The organism is Streptomyces camelliae, assembly GCF_027625935.1.
Classification (GTDB): domain Bacteria; phylum Actinomycetota; class Actinomycetes; order Streptomycetales; family Streptomycetaceae; genus Streptomyces; species Streptomyces camelliae.
This window is the reverse complement of sequence record NZ_CP115300.1, coordinates 14,230-28,417: the sequence shown is the minus strand read 5'-3', so window position 1 is coordinate 28,417 and position 14,188 is coordinate 14,230. Positions and strand designations below refer to the sequence as shown.

16 protein-coding genes and 2 pseudogenes are annotated in these 14,188 nt (G+C 67.4%); 11 read left to right on the top strand and 7 right to left on the bottom strand.

The features are described from left to right. The first annotated feature begins 76 nt into the window (after positions 1 to 76). On the top strand, positions 77 to 316 hold the full coding sequence (locus O1G22_RS00140) for a hypothetical protein (RefSeq protein WP_270079370.1): 240 nt from the start codon (positions 77 to 79) through the stop codon (positions 314 to 316). Positions 317 to 369: 53 nt separating this feature from the next. On the opposite strand, the gene O1G22_RS00135 is transcribed toward O1G22_RS00140, so the two are convergent. The 3 genes and pseudogenes from O1G22_RS00135 to O1G22_RS00125 all read right to left on the bottom strand — a co-directional run bounded on the left by O1G22_RS00135 (position 370) and on the right by O1G22_RS00125 (position 1,802). Continuing rightward, the gene (locus O1G22_RS00135; protein ID WP_270079369.1) at positions 370 to 1,038 is read right to left on the bottom strand and encodes a lysophospholipid acyltransferase family protein; all 669 of its coding nucleotides are present in this window, start codon (positions 1,036 to 1,038) and stop codon (positions 370 to 372) included. A gap of 15 nt (positions 1,039 to 1,053) precedes the next feature. Continuing rightward, positions 1,054 to 1,194 (bottom strand): annotated as a pseudogene (locus tag O1G22_RS00130) (MFS transporter); the annotation flags it as partial. Then, positions 1,191 to 1,802: a TetR/AcrR family transcriptional regulator gene (locus O1G22_RS00125; protein WP_270079368.1), complete on the bottom strand. Its 612-nt coding sequence runs from the start codon at positions 1,800 to 1,802 to the stop codon at positions 1,191 to 1,193. The gene O1G22_RS00125 and the pseudogene O1G22_RS00130, both read right to left, overlap by 4 nt. Positions 1,803 to 2,209: 407 nt before the next feature. On the opposite strand from O1G22_RS00125, the gene O1G22_RS00120 reads away from it, so the two are divergent. After that, complete coding sequence (locus O1G22_RS00120; protein WP_270079367.1) at positions 2,210 to 2,911, top strand: hypothetical protein; 702 nt, start codon at positions 2,210 to 2,212, stop codon at positions 2,909 to 2,911. Positions 2,912 to 2,916: 5 nt separating this feature from the next. Here the strand turns inward: O1G22_RS00120 and O1G22_RS00115 are convergent. Further along, positions 2,917 to 3,534, bottom strand: a pseudogene (locus tag O1G22_RS00115) (transposase); the annotation flags it as partial. Here O1G22_RS00115 and O1G22_RS00110 point away from each other — a divergent pair. From O1G22_RS00110 to O1G22_RS00085, 6 genes are all read left to right on the top strand, one after another. Further along, positions 3,498 to 4,097: a hypothetical protein gene (locus tag O1G22_RS00110; protein ID WP_270079366.1), complete on the top strand. Its 600-nt coding sequence runs from the start codon at positions 3,498 to 3,500 to the stop codon at positions 4,095 to 4,097. The pseudogene O1G22_RS00115 and the gene O1G22_RS00110 overlap by 37 nt on opposite strands. Positions 4,098 to 4,174: 77 nt before the next feature. Beyond that, complete coding sequence (locus O1G22_RS00105) at positions 4,175 to 4,681, top strand: site-specific integrase (protein ID WP_270079365.1); 507 nt, start codon at positions 4,175 to 4,177, stop codon at positions 4,679 to 4,681. 62 nt (positions 4,682 to 4,743) lie between these two features. Continuing rightward, complete coding sequence (locus O1G22_RS00100; protein WP_270079364.1) at positions 4,744 to 5,952, top strand: tyrosine-type recombinase/integrase; 1,209 nt, start codon at positions 4,744 to 4,746, stop codon at positions 5,950 to 5,952. Between the two features lie 123 nt (positions 5,953 to 6,075). Beyond that, the gene (locus O1G22_RS00095) at positions 6,076 to 7,155 is read left to right on the top strand and encodes a hypothetical protein (protein ID WP_270079363.1); all 1,080 of its coding nucleotides are present in this window, start codon (positions 6,076 to 6,078) and stop codon (positions 7,153 to 7,155) included. A gap of 38 nt (positions 7,156 to 7,193) precedes the next feature. After that, a complete protein-coding gene (locus tag O1G22_RS00090) occupies positions 7,194 to 7,799 on the top strand; it encodes a transposase family protein (protein WP_270079362.1) in 606 nt (201 codons plus the stop codon). Then, entirely contained in the window at positions 7,739 to 8,821 is a 1,083-nt protein-coding gene (locus O1G22_RS00085; protein WP_270079361.1) for a transposase, read from the top strand. The genes O1G22_RS00090 and O1G22_RS00085 overlap by 61 nt, the downstream gene beginning before the upstream one ends. 84 nt (positions 8,822 to 8,905) lie before the next feature. On the opposite strand, the gene O1G22_RS00080 is transcribed toward O1G22_RS00085, so the two are convergent. Beyond that, positions 8,906 to 9,517, bottom strand: a complete 612-nt coding sequence (locus O1G22_RS00080; RefSeq protein WP_270079360.1) for a TetR/AcrR family transcriptional regulator — start codon at positions 9,515 to 9,517, stop codon at positions 8,906 to 8,908. A gap of 104 nt (positions 9,518 to 9,621) precedes the next feature. Between O1G22_RS00080 and O1G22_RS00075 the strand changes: the two genes are divergently transcribed. Next, entirely contained in the window at positions 9,622 to 10,434 is an 813-nt protein-coding gene (locus tag O1G22_RS00075; protein ID WP_270079359.1) for an oxidoreductase, read from the top strand. A gap of 1,247 nt (positions 10,435 to 11,681) precedes the next feature. Here the strand turns inward: O1G22_RS00075 and O1G22_RS00070 are convergent. Further along, on the bottom strand, positions 11,682 to 11,846 hold the full coding sequence (locus tag O1G22_RS00070; RefSeq protein WP_270079358.1) for a hypothetical protein: 165 nt from the start codon (positions 11,844 to 11,846) through the stop codon (positions 11,682 to 11,684). A 430-nt stretch (positions 11,847 to 12,276) separates the two neighbouring features. On the opposite strand from O1G22_RS00070, the gene O1G22_RS00065 reads away from it, so the two are divergent. Further along, positions 12,277 to 12,762, top strand: a complete 486-nt coding sequence (locus O1G22_RS00065) for a hypothetical protein (protein ID WP_270079357.1) — start codon at positions 12,277 to 12,279, stop codon at positions 12,760 to 12,762. A gap of 279 nt (positions 12,763 to 13,041) precedes the next feature. Next, on the top strand, positions 13,042 to 13,590 hold the full coding sequence (locus O1G22_RS00060; protein ID WP_333492192.1) for a GNAT family N-acetyltransferase: 549 nt from the start codon (positions 13,042 to 13,044) through the stop codon (positions 13,588 to 13,590). 151 nt (positions 13,591 to 13,741) lie between these two features. Here the strand turns inward: O1G22_RS00060 and O1G22_RS00055 are convergent, their stop codons facing one another. Then, positions 13,742 to 14,110, bottom strand: coding sequence for a hypothetical protein (locus O1G22_RS00055; protein WP_270079356.1), 369 nt, complete (start codon positions 14,108 to 14,110; stop codon positions 13,742 to 13,744). Between the last annotated feature and the right edge of the window lie 78 nt (positions 14,111 to 14,188).

Genomic DNA, 14,188 nt, shown 5'->3' with positions numbered 1-14,188 from the left:
CCCCCCCCCCGGCGCGGCCCGCAAGGGCAAGCACGGTGGCCGGCCGCCGGTCGTCACCGACGACATGCTCCACACCGTGCTCCGGCGCCGAGCGGGCGGCGAGTCCGTCGAGCAGATCCAGCCCGACCCGATCATCCCCACCGGCAGGCGCAAGGGACGGAACCCCTCCGTCGCCAGCATCTACCGGGCGCTCGCCGAGCGCGCCAAGCGCGAGGTGTACCCGAAGCCGTCGAACAGGCCCACGCCGACTTCGCTGCCCTCTAGGTCGGCGAGGCCCCGGACCCGCCCCGCTCTCCCTGACCGCGCGTCACGCTGATCACAGAGAGCTACTTGTCATTTCGCCGTAGCTTCGGGGAGAACAGGGCCGGGTCAGCCTTGCTCCTTCGCCCTCGCCGCGTAGACGGGCACGTACTCCTGGCCGGAGACCTCTGCTATGGCCTGCACGATCAGGTCAGAGACAGCCCGTCGGGCACCAGCGTCAGCGGCGGAGCCCTCGTACAGGGAGAGGTCGACGGGTTTGCCGAAGGTGACCTTGACCTTGGCCGGACGCGGAAGCACGCGCCCGGGCGGCAGGACGCGGTCGGTGCCGCTCATGGCCACCGGCACCACGGGCGCGCCGGACTTGAGAGCCAGCCATGCCACGCCCGTCTTGGCCCGGTAGAGCCGGCCGTCCGGGGAGCGTGTGCCCTCGGGGTAGATGCAGAAGACGCCGCCGTCCTTCACCACCCGAAGACACGCGTCAAGCGAGGCCACCGCCGCCCGTTGGTTCTCGCGGTCGACTGGAACCTGCCCACTGCCCCGCATGAAGGACGAGACGATCCGCGTCGGCCAGGAACCTCCCTCAAAGTACTCCGCCTTCGCCATGAAGGTCACCTGTCGGTCCAGCACCAGCGGCAGGAAGGTGGAGTCCACGATGGACAGGTGGTTGGACGCGAGAATGACGCCGTTCGACTGCGGCACATTCTCCAGGCCCACGGCTTCGAGCCGCGCCGCGGTACGCAGCACCGGTCCGGTCAGCCGCTTCAAGTGCTCATACATCAATTCGTTCCTCTATTGGATCTGTGCCGGGCTCGCGGCGAGCGAACGCTGCAGGCTGGGCTGCGCCACCAGCAGAACGGTGCCGTCCAGTGCGACGATCACGGCCCCGGCCACGCTGACGAGAAGCGGGACCGAGCGTCGCAGCCGTCCGGTCATGAGGCCATCGGCCCGAGATGGGCGTCCAGCGCAGCTTCGATCAACCGGTCGTGACTGTCGGAAGCCTCGCCGCCGAGGGCGCGTTGCAGGCTGCCCCAGGACCGCAGTTGGGCGATGCCGTGCAGGTTCGCCCACAGGGCAGCCGCGGTGACTGCCGCCGAAGGCTCCAGCGCCTGTGCCCGGCACCGAGCGACGAGCTCGGTGACGCGCTGGAACATCGGGAGCGTCGCCTCTCTCAGCCGAGGCCCGTCCGGAGTTCCACTCTGCTCGCCGCTGTCGAGGAGGTCGTGACGGAACATCAACTCGAACATGCCGCGCCGTTCCAGTGCGTAGGTGACGTACACCCGCGCCAGCGCCGCCAACTCATCACGCGGCACGGCAGTGCCTGCCGTGGCTGCGGCGGACCGCGCGCCCAGCTCCTTGAAGCCTCTGCGCGCGATGGCCGACAACAGCGCCCGGTGTGTCGGAAAGTAGCGCCGCGGCGCACCGTGCGACACACCTGCCCGGCGGGCGATCTCCCGAAGACCAACCGAAGCGGTGCCCTCAGACAGCACCAGCTCTACGCCGGCATCGACCAGTCGTTCCCGCAGGGGCCCTTCAACATCCATAGACAGTGTCTACCAAACATCCATAGACAGCGTCTACCGGCAACTCATCTGCGCGGACTGAGGGCTGGAGGTCCGCGTGGTGCCGTGCGCCGTTTGCTCGGCCTGCGATGCGGGCCGAGTTCCTCGACCCCCAGGTTGCCGCCGACCGGCGCATCCTCCTGAGCTGCGACACTCCCACGCCTGCGACAACTTGACTGAAGACATAATGGTCTGGTCACGGTGCCTGTCAGCCTGGTCAGCGCCGTCAAGCGTGACGGAACGCCGCTGCACCTGGTCCACATTGCCGGCGGGTGCTACGGCCGGATCCGCTACCGCAAGACACCTCACGTTGCTATGCCGTCAAGCCGGTCGGCCGTGAGGGCCGGGGTCTTCGAACCGCCCCGACCGTGCTTGGAGAGAATCCCGGCATGGTGATGGCACGGCACTGGTACTCCTCGTCGCCCGTCGTCGACGGGCACCCGCTCCTGGATGAGCCGGGCTTCTGGCCTGCGTACTTGGCGGACCTGGTTGAGGGGTTCACGCCGGAGGCCTTCGGATCGGACGCGGGCGACGCGGACGCCATGCTGGACACGCTCCACGACCCGTCGGCGTGGCCCATGTTCACGGTGCCGCTGGCCGGCGGCTTCGCGATCGTCGTGCACTTCAACAGCGGCGAGGAGTTCACGACCACGGACTACTTCCTCACCCATCCCGACTGGAGCCAGGATCTCGTCCTGGCCAGCGACGATCAGGACCGCATCGGCCCCGGGCTGTGCTGGCCCGAGCTCGCCGCCCTGCTGGAGGCACCACCGGGTGCGGCAGGCGTTACCGACGCTCACGCCCGTCTCCTCCTTCTTCTGCCTGTTCTCGGCGACGCGGCGGTTCCGGAGGGGGCCGTGACGGCGGTGGTCGAGGCTCTGGTCGCTCAGGGGGCTCCTGAGGCAAGCGAGGTGTTGGCCAGACGCCTGCTTCAGGGGCACCCCATGTGGGGAGCCGAGGACTGGTGGTTCGACGATGACGAGCAGAGCTGGCTCTGCGAGGGCGATCACAGCCCCCGAAAGGTCCCCCTCGGCGACCACCTGCCCTCACAACAGCGAACCGCCCTCGAAGCCTGCCTCGCACCCCGCTGAACACCTCAAGCCGCGCTGACAACAGCCTCGGCAGGAGGGGCCCCGAAGGCGAACGCCTCGTCGTAGGTTCTGCCCTGCTTCAGGCAGTGGTAGAGCTGGCCGATCAGGCGGTTGAAGAGGTTGCGCTGGGCGGCCGCGTGCCAGTCGCCTTGTTCGCGTCGGCGCCGGTAGTGGGCGTTCGCTCCGGTGGATGCCCGGAGTGAGGCGAAGGCCCAGAGGTAGCCGGCGTGATTGAGCCGGTCGTTCTTCACCCAGCGTCTGGTGATGGCGGACTTCTTGCCCGAGGCACGGGTGATGGGTGAGGAGCCGGCGTAGGCTTTCAGGCCGCGGGCGTCGGCGAAGCGGGCGCGGTCGTCGCCGATCTCGGCCAGGACGCGGGCGGCGAGCTGGATGCCGAGGCCGGGGAAGCTGAGCAGGATCTCGGCGTCCGGGTGTTTCGGGAAGGCCTCTTCGACCGCTTCGGCGAGGTTGTCGGCGGCGGTGCAGGCGGCATCCAGTTGGATGAGGACGGCGAGCATCTGCTTGCCGAGCGCGTCCTCGACCAGCGGCGGCTGGTGAGCCCACTCGGCCCGGAAGACCTCGCGGAGTGAAGCAGTCCGTTCGGTCGTTCTATCTGGACCTCTCCCAGTGGGCTCTCGACCCTGCCCGCTGGGGGGAGTGGGCCGCGCCCTGTCCCATCAGCGAAGCCGAATGCGTCACCAAGAAGCGCGATCAGCAACAAAAGTCCCGGTCGGACCAGCGGACCCGGGAGTGGATGCCCGTCCTGCCCGTCCTCGTCCGCACCGCCGAACGCCGCCTCGCTGAAGCCAGAGAACGTCTCGACGCCATTGACACCGCCCCTCTGGGGTCCACCATCGCTGTCCACGGCGTGACCTTGACTCTCTCCAGCACCACCCGGCGCATCGATGGCAGACCGGAAACCGTCTACGACGCGAGCGGAGCCCTCTGGTACCCCCGCAGAGAGGAAAAGCGTGCGTTCTTCGCATGGGCGACCATCGAGATCCTGCGCCATACGGGCATCAGGATCGAAGAGCTCCTGGAGCTCAGTCACTACAGCATTGTCCGCTACAAACTGCCCACGACCGGTGAGACCGTCCCCCTCCTGCAGATCGCCCCGTCGAAAACCGACAAGGAGCGGCTGCTCCTCATCAGCCCCGAACTCGCCGTGTCCTCAGCGCAGTCGTAAGTCGTGTCCGTCGGCCGGACGGAGTAATCCCCTCGATCCGCACCTATGACAACCACGAAAGGACCTGGAACGATCCCATGCCGGTCCTCTTCCAATGGGCCGTCAGCGGCGAGGCCCGCCGTATCTCGATCAACACCATCCGCAGGGCTCTGAAGGAGACCCTCGATGAATCCGGGCTGGTCGACAGGACCGGGGCGCCCCTGGACTTCGCGCCGCGCGACTTCAGAAGGATCTTCATCACCGATGCCATCCTCAACGGCCTGCCCCCGCACATCGCCCAGGTCATTGCTGGCCACGACAGCCTCAACACCACCATGGGGTATGCGGCGATCTACCCCGCCGATGCGATCGAAGCGCATCGCGCGTTCATTGCCCGTCGCCGCGCGAGCAGGCCGGCCGAGGAGTATCGCGCGGTCACCTCGGAAGAATGGGACGAGTTCCTCAGCCACTTTGAGCGCAGGAAGCTGGCACTGGGAGAGTGCGGACGGGCCTACGGAACGGATTGCAGTCACGAAACACGCCCCGTTGACTGGGCAGTTCAGGGCACAGGTGAGGTTGTCGCCCAGTACGGTCTGCGGTCGTGATGAGCGATCGTGTGCCCGAACGGGATCTGTCGAGATTGGCCGTTCCTCGGTCGGGTCGGCTGGTGGAGACCGGTGACCGGTACGAGCCGTACCGGCTCGTCGACGCCGACGGCGCGGCCGTGGCTCCGGTCGCGGTGTTCTTCCAGGAGTTACTCGCAGCCGGGAAGGCGGCGGCGACCGTCCGCTCCTATGGCATGGACCTGCTGCGGTGGTGGCGGTTCCTGCAGGCGGTTGAGGTGCCGTGGGATCGAGCGACACGCGTGGACGCTCGGGATTTCAGCTGTTGGATCCAGCTGACGGTCAAGCCGCGAGCGACCATGGCCAAGCGGCGGCCGGCCCGCGCCGTCGGCGCCCCGAATCCGGAGACCGGGAAAACGAGCCCTGGGCCCGGCTATGCCCCGTCGACCGTCGCGCACAGCGAGACAGTGATGCGCAGGTTCTACGACCTGCACCGTGACGCCGGATCCGGGCCGCTGCTCAACCCATTCCCACTGGACCTGGCGCGCCGCTCCGGCGCTGCGCACGCACACCACAACCCGTCGGAAGCCTGGGCACCGGAGCGGACAGGCCGCTACCGGCCCACCCTTCCGCGCCGGATCCCGCGCTCGATCCCGGACGAGTGGTTCAACACGCTGTTCGCGGCCCTGCCGTCGAACCGGGACCGGGCAACGATCGCTTTTTGGATCTCCAGCGGAGTCCGGGCCTCGGAGCTGATCGGCATCCGGCAGTGCGACGTCGACCCGGGACAGCAGCTGATCAGCGTTGTGCGGAAAGGCTCCCGAGCACGGCAGCAGGTGCCTGCCTCGGCAGATGCGTTCGTATGGCTGCGGCTCTACCAGCAGGAGCTGCACGGGCTGGTGCCGCGAGGCCGGACACCGCCAGTGTGGTGCACGCTGCGGCGCCCGTTTCAGCCACTGACCTACCACGGCGCCCATCGCATGTTCGAGCGGGTAAACGCCACCATCGGCGCGGACTGGACCCTTCACGACCTTCGGCACAGTGCCGCCGCCCGCATGGTCCGCGACCCGGCACTGACCCTGACCGACGTTGCAGTGGGTCCTCGGACACGCGCATCTGACCACGACCGAGATCTACCTCGCGCCGCGCCAGGACGAGGTCGTGGCCGAGGCGCTGGCCCACCACGCTCGGCAGGCAGACCGACATGCCGAGCCGGTGCCGCCGCCTCCGGCAACCGGCTACGACCCGGAAGACTTGGACGTACTCTTCGGGCGGTCTTCATGACCATCACCACGAAACACTCGACGCGCTGACAGCTGCAGACCGCGAATGCAACAGCCGAACAGGCCCGGGCACGGAACAACGTACTGCGGGAACGGTTCCCGCCCCGCTCCGCGGAGGCATGGTGGCCGGCGACAACGCAGTCGGCGGATGAGGTGCTGCGGCGGCTCACGTCGCCACCGTTCTTGCCAGCGGCCAACGCCACCCGGGCCGGGCGACGGCGCGGAGTCGCCAAACTTCTGCGCTGGCTGTCCAGCCTCCCAGGGGAGACCTGGCAGCAGCGTTGGAAGACCAGCCGCGCCGAGGAGATCCCCGGCGCGGACTGGACAGATCTCCCGCTGCGCTTCTTGCGTCAGAGTGGGCTGGTGCCGTCGTATGAGCGTGTTGACCTGACCTCCGGGCTGCTGATGCTGGTCTGCGGCGATGTCATCCGTCCCGACCTGGCCTGGATGCTCACCCGCACCCACAAGCACCTGGCCCCGGTCATGGCCGCGGTCCGCGACCCCGAGGGGTTCACCAGGCTGGCCCAGCTGGCGGAGGCCGGGTCGGCCAGTGCCCGAGGCGAGGCCACCATCGCGGCGACCCGGAAGGCGCTGCTTCTGGCCTGTAAGGGCGGGGCGATCGCGGACATCACCGTCGGCGACTGCGTGGAGTTGGTTGACACCTTGCGTCGGGTCCATGTCCGTGGGGGTCAGCGCAAAGTCGACTTCTACCTTCGGCTGCGGGCCTTGGACGTCTTTCCCGAGGACGCCCCGGCTACGATCCGGGCGTTCGGGCTTGCCGCCGGCCGGCTGAGCATCGAAGAACTCGTGGATCGCTATCCGATCCGGTGCCGCCCGGTCCGCGACCTGATCGTGGACTATCTGCGCGAACGGCAGCCGTCGCTGGATTACACCAGCCTGGACGCGGTGTCCCGGACGCTGGCCGGGCTGTTCTGGACCAGGGTCGAAGCGCTCTCACCAGGCATCGACTCCCTGCGGCTGCCACCGGCACTGGCCCGGGCCTGGAAGACAGACATCGCTACCAAGAAACGCACCACGATCGGTCCAGACGGCACCGCCGTCGAGGTCGCCAGCCCCAGGCTGAACGCCAAGGACGAGCTCATCCGCGTCCGCGCCTTCTATCTGGACATCGCCCAGTGGGCTGCGGAAGAGCCGGCCCGCTGGGCGCGGTGGGTAGTGCCCTGCCCGATTGTCGGCGTACGAGCTGAAGTGGCCCTGGCAAGATTTCCGTGAAGCCGGGGTGTGCGACCGTGCGCCGGTGACGCTCCGTCATGGGTGGCGGCATTGTCAGTGAGTGTGATGACCTCGTAGGGATTGTGTCTCCGCACCTCGATGCGGTGCGGGTGGAGCGGGTGTGGGTGGAGGGCGACGCGGTCCGTATCTCGGCCCGCACCCGCGAGTTGATGGTGGCCTGTACGGATTGCGGCCGAGATTCGACGCGGGTGCACAGCCGCTATACCCGTACGCTGGCTGATCGCGCCGTCGGTGGCCGCCCGCTACTGATCAACCTGTCGGTGCGGCGGCTGTTCTGTGACGGGCCGCGCTGCGGTCGCCGGACGTTTGCCGAGCAGGTCGACGAGCTGACGGTGCGCTACCAGCGCCGCACTCCGTTGCTGCAGCACCTGGTGGAGATGGCCGGGGTGCTGCTTGCCGGCCGGGGCGGCGCCCGGCTGCTGCAGATCGTGAACGTGACGCTGTCGCCTACGAGTGTGCTGTTCCACCTGATGCGCATGCCGCTGCCGTCAGCAGCGACTCCACGGGTGCTGGGCGTGGACGACTTCGCACTGTATGCGGACGTCTACGGCACGCTGCTGGTGTGGATGCTGATACCCGGTTGCCGATCGCGCTGTGGGCGGGACGGGACGCCGAGCAACTGACTGCCTGGCTGCGCGCGCATCCCGGGGTTGAAGTTGTTTGCCGGGACGGATCGCTGGTCTACCGGCAGGGCATCACCGACGGTGCCCCGGACGCCCTGCAGGTCAGCGACCGGTTTCACCTCTGGCAGGGGCTGTCGAAACGGGTGGCGGAAGTCGCCGCTGCCCACCGCGGCTGCCTGCCGAACGCACTGCCCGATCCCGAACCGGCACCGCAGCGTCCGTCCGCGGGGGCACCGTCCGACCGAGCGGATACACCCACCCGTCGCCACGCCAAGCGGTTGTTTGAGGCGGTCCACGCGGTGACCGATACCGGCCGCTCGATCAACGCGGCAGCTCGCGAGCTGGGCCTGGACTGGCGCACGGTGCGCAAGTACGCCCAGGCCGCCACCTGGGACGAGTGCGTACGGCGGACCCGCCCACGCCGGCCGACGAGCCTCGATCCCTACCTGGAGTACCTGCGTCTGCGCTGGGAGGAGGGCGAGCACAGCGCGAAGGTGCTGCACCAGGAGCTTGTCGCCAAGGGCTACTGCGGCCACTACCAGCGGGTCAAGATGGCCGTCGCGCCTCTGCGTCGCGGCCTGCCGATCGACACGCCGCGCGAGCGTCCGCCCTCACCCCGGGAGGTCGCCCGCTGGATCACCACCGCGCCGTCCCGGCGCGGCCTGCACGCCACCGAGCGGCTGAACCGGCTGCTCGCACACTGCCAGGAGCTGGACCACACCAACGACTTGGTGCGTCAGTTCGCCGCCATGCTCGATGCCCGCGACGCCGACGTCCTGCCGGGCTGGCTCGAGAAGCTCACGACCTCCCGCCTCCCGCCGCTGGCCAGCCTGGCCAAAGCTATCCGCGAGGACCAGGCGGCGGTCGTGCAGGGCATCACCACCCCGTTCAACTCCGGCGTCAACGAGGGCCGCATCACCGACGTCAAACTCCAGAAGCGACTCATGGCCGGCCGCGCCGGCGTCCCGCTGCTCCGCCACCGCGTGATCCTCATAGCCCACCTACGACGCCGCCACCCATGACGGAGCGTCACCGGCGCACGGTCGCACACCCCGGCTTCACGGAAATCTTGCCAGGGCCACGTGACCTTGTACCTCGACACGCCCTCACGAAGGCCGTCGGACGCGGCGCTGCCGGACAGGTCCGGCGTCCAGCAGCGAGAGGGCGTTGTGGACACCCTGGTCGAGGACGTCGTCGGCGAGCTTGGGATCGGCCAGGGCGCGGGCGAGTTGGAGCGTCCCAACCATCATGGCGAAGACGCCGAGCGCCTGCGCGCGTGCCGAGGGCGGACTCTCAGGTGCCAGGCGGGCGGCGATGTCGTCGATGACGGTCAGCAGCCCGTTGGTGAACGCCTGCTTGGTTGCGTCCGTGCATCGCCCGATCTCGTCGAGGAGAGCGGCCGTGGGGCAGCCGTTCTCGGGGTCGTCACGGTGCTCGGCGGACAGGTAGGCGCGGACGAACTGTTCGAGCCCGGCGCGGCCGGGCGCGAGTGCTTCGAGGCTCGCGTTCTGCGCGCCCAGCTGGTCGGCGACGGCGTTCGCGACGAGGTCCTCCTTGGAGGCGAAGTGGGCGTAGAAGGCGCCGTTGGTCAGCCCCGCGTCCGACATCAGCGTGGAGACTCCGGAGCCGTCGATGCCGTCCTTCTTGAACCGGCGGCCGGCGGCCTCGATGATCCGCTGCCGCGTCGCCTGCTTGTGGTCTTTCGCGTAGCGCGCCACGCGCTCCTCCTCGCGCTTCGGCGGAGAGGCCGCTTGCCGCTCTCCGTCTCCCGTCCTAGAGTAATTGCATTACGGTCATAATCCAATCAATGGGGAGGCCCATCATGACCACCAACCGGCCGGTAGCACTCGTGACCGGAGCATCGTCAGGCATCGGCAAGGCAGCCGCCTTCGCGCTCGTCGATGCGGGATTCGAGGTCGTCGGCACGAGCCGCCGAGCCTCAGGGGATCGCCGCGAGGGCGTGACGTTCCTCGACCTCGACGTGGCCAGCGACACCTCGGTCACCAGCCTGGTCGACCGCGTGATCGAGAAGTTCGGACGGATCGACGTCCTGGTCAACAACGCCGGCATCGGCTCTGCAGGCGCCGGGGAGGAACGCTCCCTCAGCCAGGACCAACAGCTGTTCGACGTCAATGTCTTCGGACTGATCCGCATGACCAGGGCCGTCCTGCCGCACATGCGCGCCCAGGGCAGCGGCCGGATCATCAACATCTCGTCCGTCCTCGGGTTCGTCCCCGCGCCCTACATGGCCGCCTATGCCGCGTCCAAGCACGCCGTCGAGGGCTACTCCGAGTCCATGGACCACGAGGTCCGCCAGCACGGCGTCCGCGTACTGCTCGTCGAGCCCGCCGTGACCAGGACCGCGTTCGAGGCCAACTCCCCGAAACCCGCCACGCCCCTGCCGGTCTACGAGCAGCAGCGGCAGGTCTTCGAGCGCGTGATGGCCGCGGCGATGAAGGACGGCGACGATCCTGCCACCGTCGCCAAGGCGATCGTCGCCGCGGCGACTGACCCGAAGCCGAAGCTGCGCTACCCCGCCGGACCCACCGCCGGGCGCGTCAGCACCCTGCGCCGCCTCGTCCCCGCTCGTGCCTTCGACCGCCAGATCCGCAAGCTGAACCAGCTACCCGCCTGACCGCAACCCCCATCCCCCGACACCACAACCCGCACCATGCAGAGGGTGTTATGTACGGGGGGGAAGGTGATGAGGACGTAGCCGTCGCCGCCCTTGCCTCCGTCACGGGCGAGCCCTCCCCGGCTGCCGTTGCACGGGTAGTTGTCGTGGCCCCTCTGGTTGGTGTCGCCGTCTGCCCCGCAGCCGCCCCAGCCGCCGCCTCCGCCGGCACCTCCGTAGCCCACGCTGTCCGGAGGCGTGAGGTCGGTTGCCGATGACTCGGTGAAGTCCGCTGCCCGGCCGCCGCAGCCGCCCTTGCCACGGGTATCGCCTGCCGCCTTGGGGACGTCGGCGACCGTGCCGCCGGACTGACCGCCTGTGCCCGGTTCGCCGTCGCATCCCGGCTCGCCGGTCTGCCCGGTCTTCGACGCCTCCGACGCCCTCGAAAGTCATTCTGAAACGATCAGTTAATCCTCCGTGTCCGTATCTCGTCGGTAACAGCCCGAAGAGGCGGAGGAGGCGAACTGAGGCAGGTCATTACGGAAGAAGCGAATCGTCAGATTCGACGGCTGCGGATTCTTCAGTTCGTTGACAGCCGACTCGGAAATGATTAGGCAGAACCTCTTGATCAAGGAAGGGTGATCCCCTGAACGGCGCAACTCAAGGGATCCATCGTACTGACCTGCCTGATACATCCAGCTTTGGGCCCGAAACTCGAATGCTGGCTGCTGAGGTTTGTCCTGGCTGACAATGAACGGTGCCGGATCGCTGCTCCAGTGATTATTTACTGTGTCCGTAGAAGGGTCGTACTTCCACTCGACACTCTGCCTCCAATAGAAGAAGGGTCTCTTCAAAGAGGAGATAGAGCCAGTAGGGATGAGCCTTAGACGCGCGTCATGGATCACTTCCACTTTCTCACTCTTGAATCTGGTGGCCACTGTCGGCTGCACATACAACCGCACGCCATGGCCCACTTTTCAAGACGAATGAGATGAGGAAGCGTCACATCAACGTTGGGTGACCGTTGCAGCTCGAAGAAGTTATACAGCGAAATGGCGAGCGCAACGACAGCGGCAGCCGTAGCAGACCATTTGTGTACAGCCTCGAATCTTCGCCTCCGGCGAGACTTCACCGGCCTCTTCGCAGCATCTTCCATTCCTCCACCCTGCCCGGAGGACGCAACGCTCCGTCCGCTGTACTGCTCCGTATGGCCAGCGAATACGCTCTGTCGGGGCCCGCAGGGCACGGTACTCGATAGGCTCGCACAGTCATCCGTTTGCGCCGGGAGAAAGCAGCGCGTGGATACGGTCCATGAGGTGGGGCGACGGCTCGGGCGCAGTTTCCGCGATCCGCGTGATGAAGTCCTCGACGGATTCGCCCGGCTGGATCTGCAGGACCGTTCCACGAGGGCGGGGCGCGTGTTCGTTGGTCATGGCCAGCCAACCAAGCCGCCACCATGGAGGACACCACGTGGGAGCCGAAAGTCGCCCAAGTGGCAGATACACAGCGTGACGTCCTGACCGGATAGGGCATGACCTGCGCCAACGGGGCGGGTGGGGGCGTTTATGTCTCAAGAACCGCCAGAGTCGTGGCACAGGTCACACGATGCCCGCCACAGCATGCCGTGGTCATAGGAGCTCTCAACACGTTCGGAGCTGTTCTCGCCCTGTTCTGGAACCAGATCATCCTTGGATGCACCTTCGGCGCCATAACCGTCACGAGCGTCTTCACCACCTCCAGTCACATGCCTGCCCGACCTAACGGAAGCGAGTACACGCACCACTAACAAGACGAGACCGGCGAACAACGCCCGCCCCCGGACCCCCGGAGGCGGGCGTCGCCACGCTGAAGGAGAACGCACCCATGAGCGGCGCCCTCACCCGTGCGATGCACACTCTGGACCAGTACGCCCTCGCGTCGGACAAGGTGGCGAAGACCAGCACGACCATGGCGACCGGGGCCAGTTCCACCACGACCGTCGTGCTGACCGTGGCCGGGCTGCTGGTGACCGTCGTGCTGGCCGTCATCGGCTGGATCATCCTCGACACGCACCGCACCCGAGACCGCACGGCCGACGTCGGCAACCACGACCTCAATGCGCTCATCGCCCAGCTGCGTGCCGCCGACGTTGAGGCCCGCCGCATCCACGCACTGGCCTGCCCGGCGAACGGCGACCACTTCCGGGAGATCACGCGGCTCGCCTCCCACCTGGAGAGCCACGGCGCGCAGTTCCCCGCGCCCCTGTCGGTCCTCGTCGCCGACGCCGTCCAGGACATCTCGAACCTCATCGCCTTGCCCGTCGACAACAGTACGGCGATCGGCGAGTACGGCGTCCGCGTCCAGCAGTAGACCCGAGCGGTCGACAAGCTCTTGGCCTCCATCGACAAGGCGCTTACCAGCGCGCAGCAGATGCGAAGCTGACCGGCCGGCCCCACGAGGCCCTGGAACCGGCCGGGAGATGAGCGAGCGGGCCCTGATCCTTCCAGCGGATGGATCAGGGCTGTGACTGAGCACTCCACATGGCGGATGAAGCGCTTGGGTCAGCAGGGTTCTTGGGGCTTGCCCGCACCGCACGTAGCCTCTGAGGGAGCGTGCGCAGGCGCGGCGGAGTATTCCGGGAGCGTTCAGATGGTGATCACGTGGCGTCGGATCGACGAGCAGGACTTCCCGCTGCTGCGGACGTGGCTGCAGCAGCCCCACGTGAAGCGTTGGTGGAATCACGAGACCACGGCGGAGGCGGTGGCGCGCGACTTCGACCCCGCTGCCCGGGGTGTGGAGCCCTCGGAGGACCTCCTTGCCTTCCTCGGAGGCCTTCCGGTCGGTCTGGTACAACGTTCACGCCTGCGGGACTACCCCGAGTACCTGGCCGAGCTGGCGGCCATCGTGCCTGTACCTGACGGCGCGATGACTATCGACTATCTGATCGGCGATCCCTGTCAGACCGGTCAGGGCATCGGGACGGCGATGATCCGCTCCGTCATCGTGCGAACCTGGGCCGAACACCCGGCCGCCTCGTGCGTTCTGGTCCCGGTGGTGGCAGCCAATCGCGCTTCATGGCGGGCGCTTGAGCGGGCTGGGCTGCGCCGGGTCGGGGTCGGAAACCTGGAGCCGGACAACCCGGTCGATGACCGGACCCACTACCTCTACCGCGTCGACCGGCCGCGGCCCGGTGACTGACGGTCTCACCTGCCCGTCAACCAGAACGCTCAGTGAGGTGCCCTCCCAAAAGCGGACCACGTGCCCGGCAGGTGTGTGGGCTCCTGTGCCGGCGGGTTGAGGCTTCGCCCCCTTTACCCCCGGCACAGGAGCATTGCAGCCAGCGGCTCGTTCACCGATCAGTGGCCGTGCTCAAAAAGCTCAGTCCCCCCTGTATTGCTGGGAGACTGCTTCCCATTCCTTGGCCCACCAGCCAGAGAGGCGGTAGATCTCGGCGGCCTTGGCATCCCGATCCTTGACGGATCGCCAGATAGTCGAGGAACCCGACCTTGCGCCGCCGAGCCTCGATCACGTATTCGAGTACGTCATCGCCACTGATCCGATCGTGGTCCGTTGCCCACAGCGCGTACTCGGGCCACAGCAGTCCCACATAGTCGTGGAACTCTCCGAGATCCTCCTCTGCGTTGTGCCATGCCTCGCCGTAGGAGTCGAAATCGTCAATGGTGGCCCGCCCCTGCAGGACATCGTCGATGAACGTCATACCTTGATCTTTCGTCCCTTTAGGGTCTGTACGGTCTTCGGTGTAATTCCCGATCATGGAAGTAGCACCTGATGAGCG

Bases quoted from the DNA above. Each gene is read 5' to 3' on its own strand.
- O1G22_RS00135 (WP_270079369.1), bottom strand. From the start codon at position 1,038: ATGTATGAGCACTTGAAGCGGCTGACCGGACCGGTGCTGCGTACCGCG.
- O1G22_RS00125 (WP_270079368.1), bottom strand. From the start codon at position 1,802: ATGGATGTTGAAGGGCCCCTGCGGGAACGACTGGTCGATGCCGGCGTA.
- O1G22_RS00120 (WP_270079367.1), top strand. From the start codon at position 2,210: ATGGTGATGGCACGGCACTGGTACTCCTCGTCGCCCGTCGTCGACGGG.
- O1G22_RS00105 (WP_270079365.1), top strand. From the start codon at position 4,175: ATGCCGGTCCTCTTCCAATGGGCCGTCAGCGGCGAGGCCCGCCGTATC.
- O1G22_RS00090 (WP_270079362.1), top strand. From the start codon at position 7,194: ATGGGTGGCGGCATTGTCAGTGAGTGTGATGACCTCGTAGGGATTGTG.
- O1G22_RS00075 (WP_270079359.1), top strand. From the start codon at position 9,622: ATGACCACCAACCGGCCGGTAGCACTCGTGACCGGAGCATCGTCAGGC.
- O1G22_RS00070 (WP_270079358.1), bottom strand. From the start codon at position 11,846: ATGACCAACGAACACGCGCCCCGCCCTCGTGGAACGGTCCTGCAGATC.
- O1G22_RS00065 (WP_270079357.1), top strand. From the start codon at position 12,277: ATGAGCGGCGCCCTCACCCGTGCGATGCACACTCTGGACCAGTACGCC.
- O1G22_RS00060 (WP_333492192.1), top strand. From the start codon at position 13,042: ATGGTGATCACGTGGCGTCGGATCGACGAGCAGGACTTCCCGCTGCTG.
- O1G22_RS00055 (WP_270079356.1), bottom strand. From the start codon at position 14,110: ATGACGTTCATCGACGATGTCCTGCAGGGGCGGGCCACCATTGACGAT.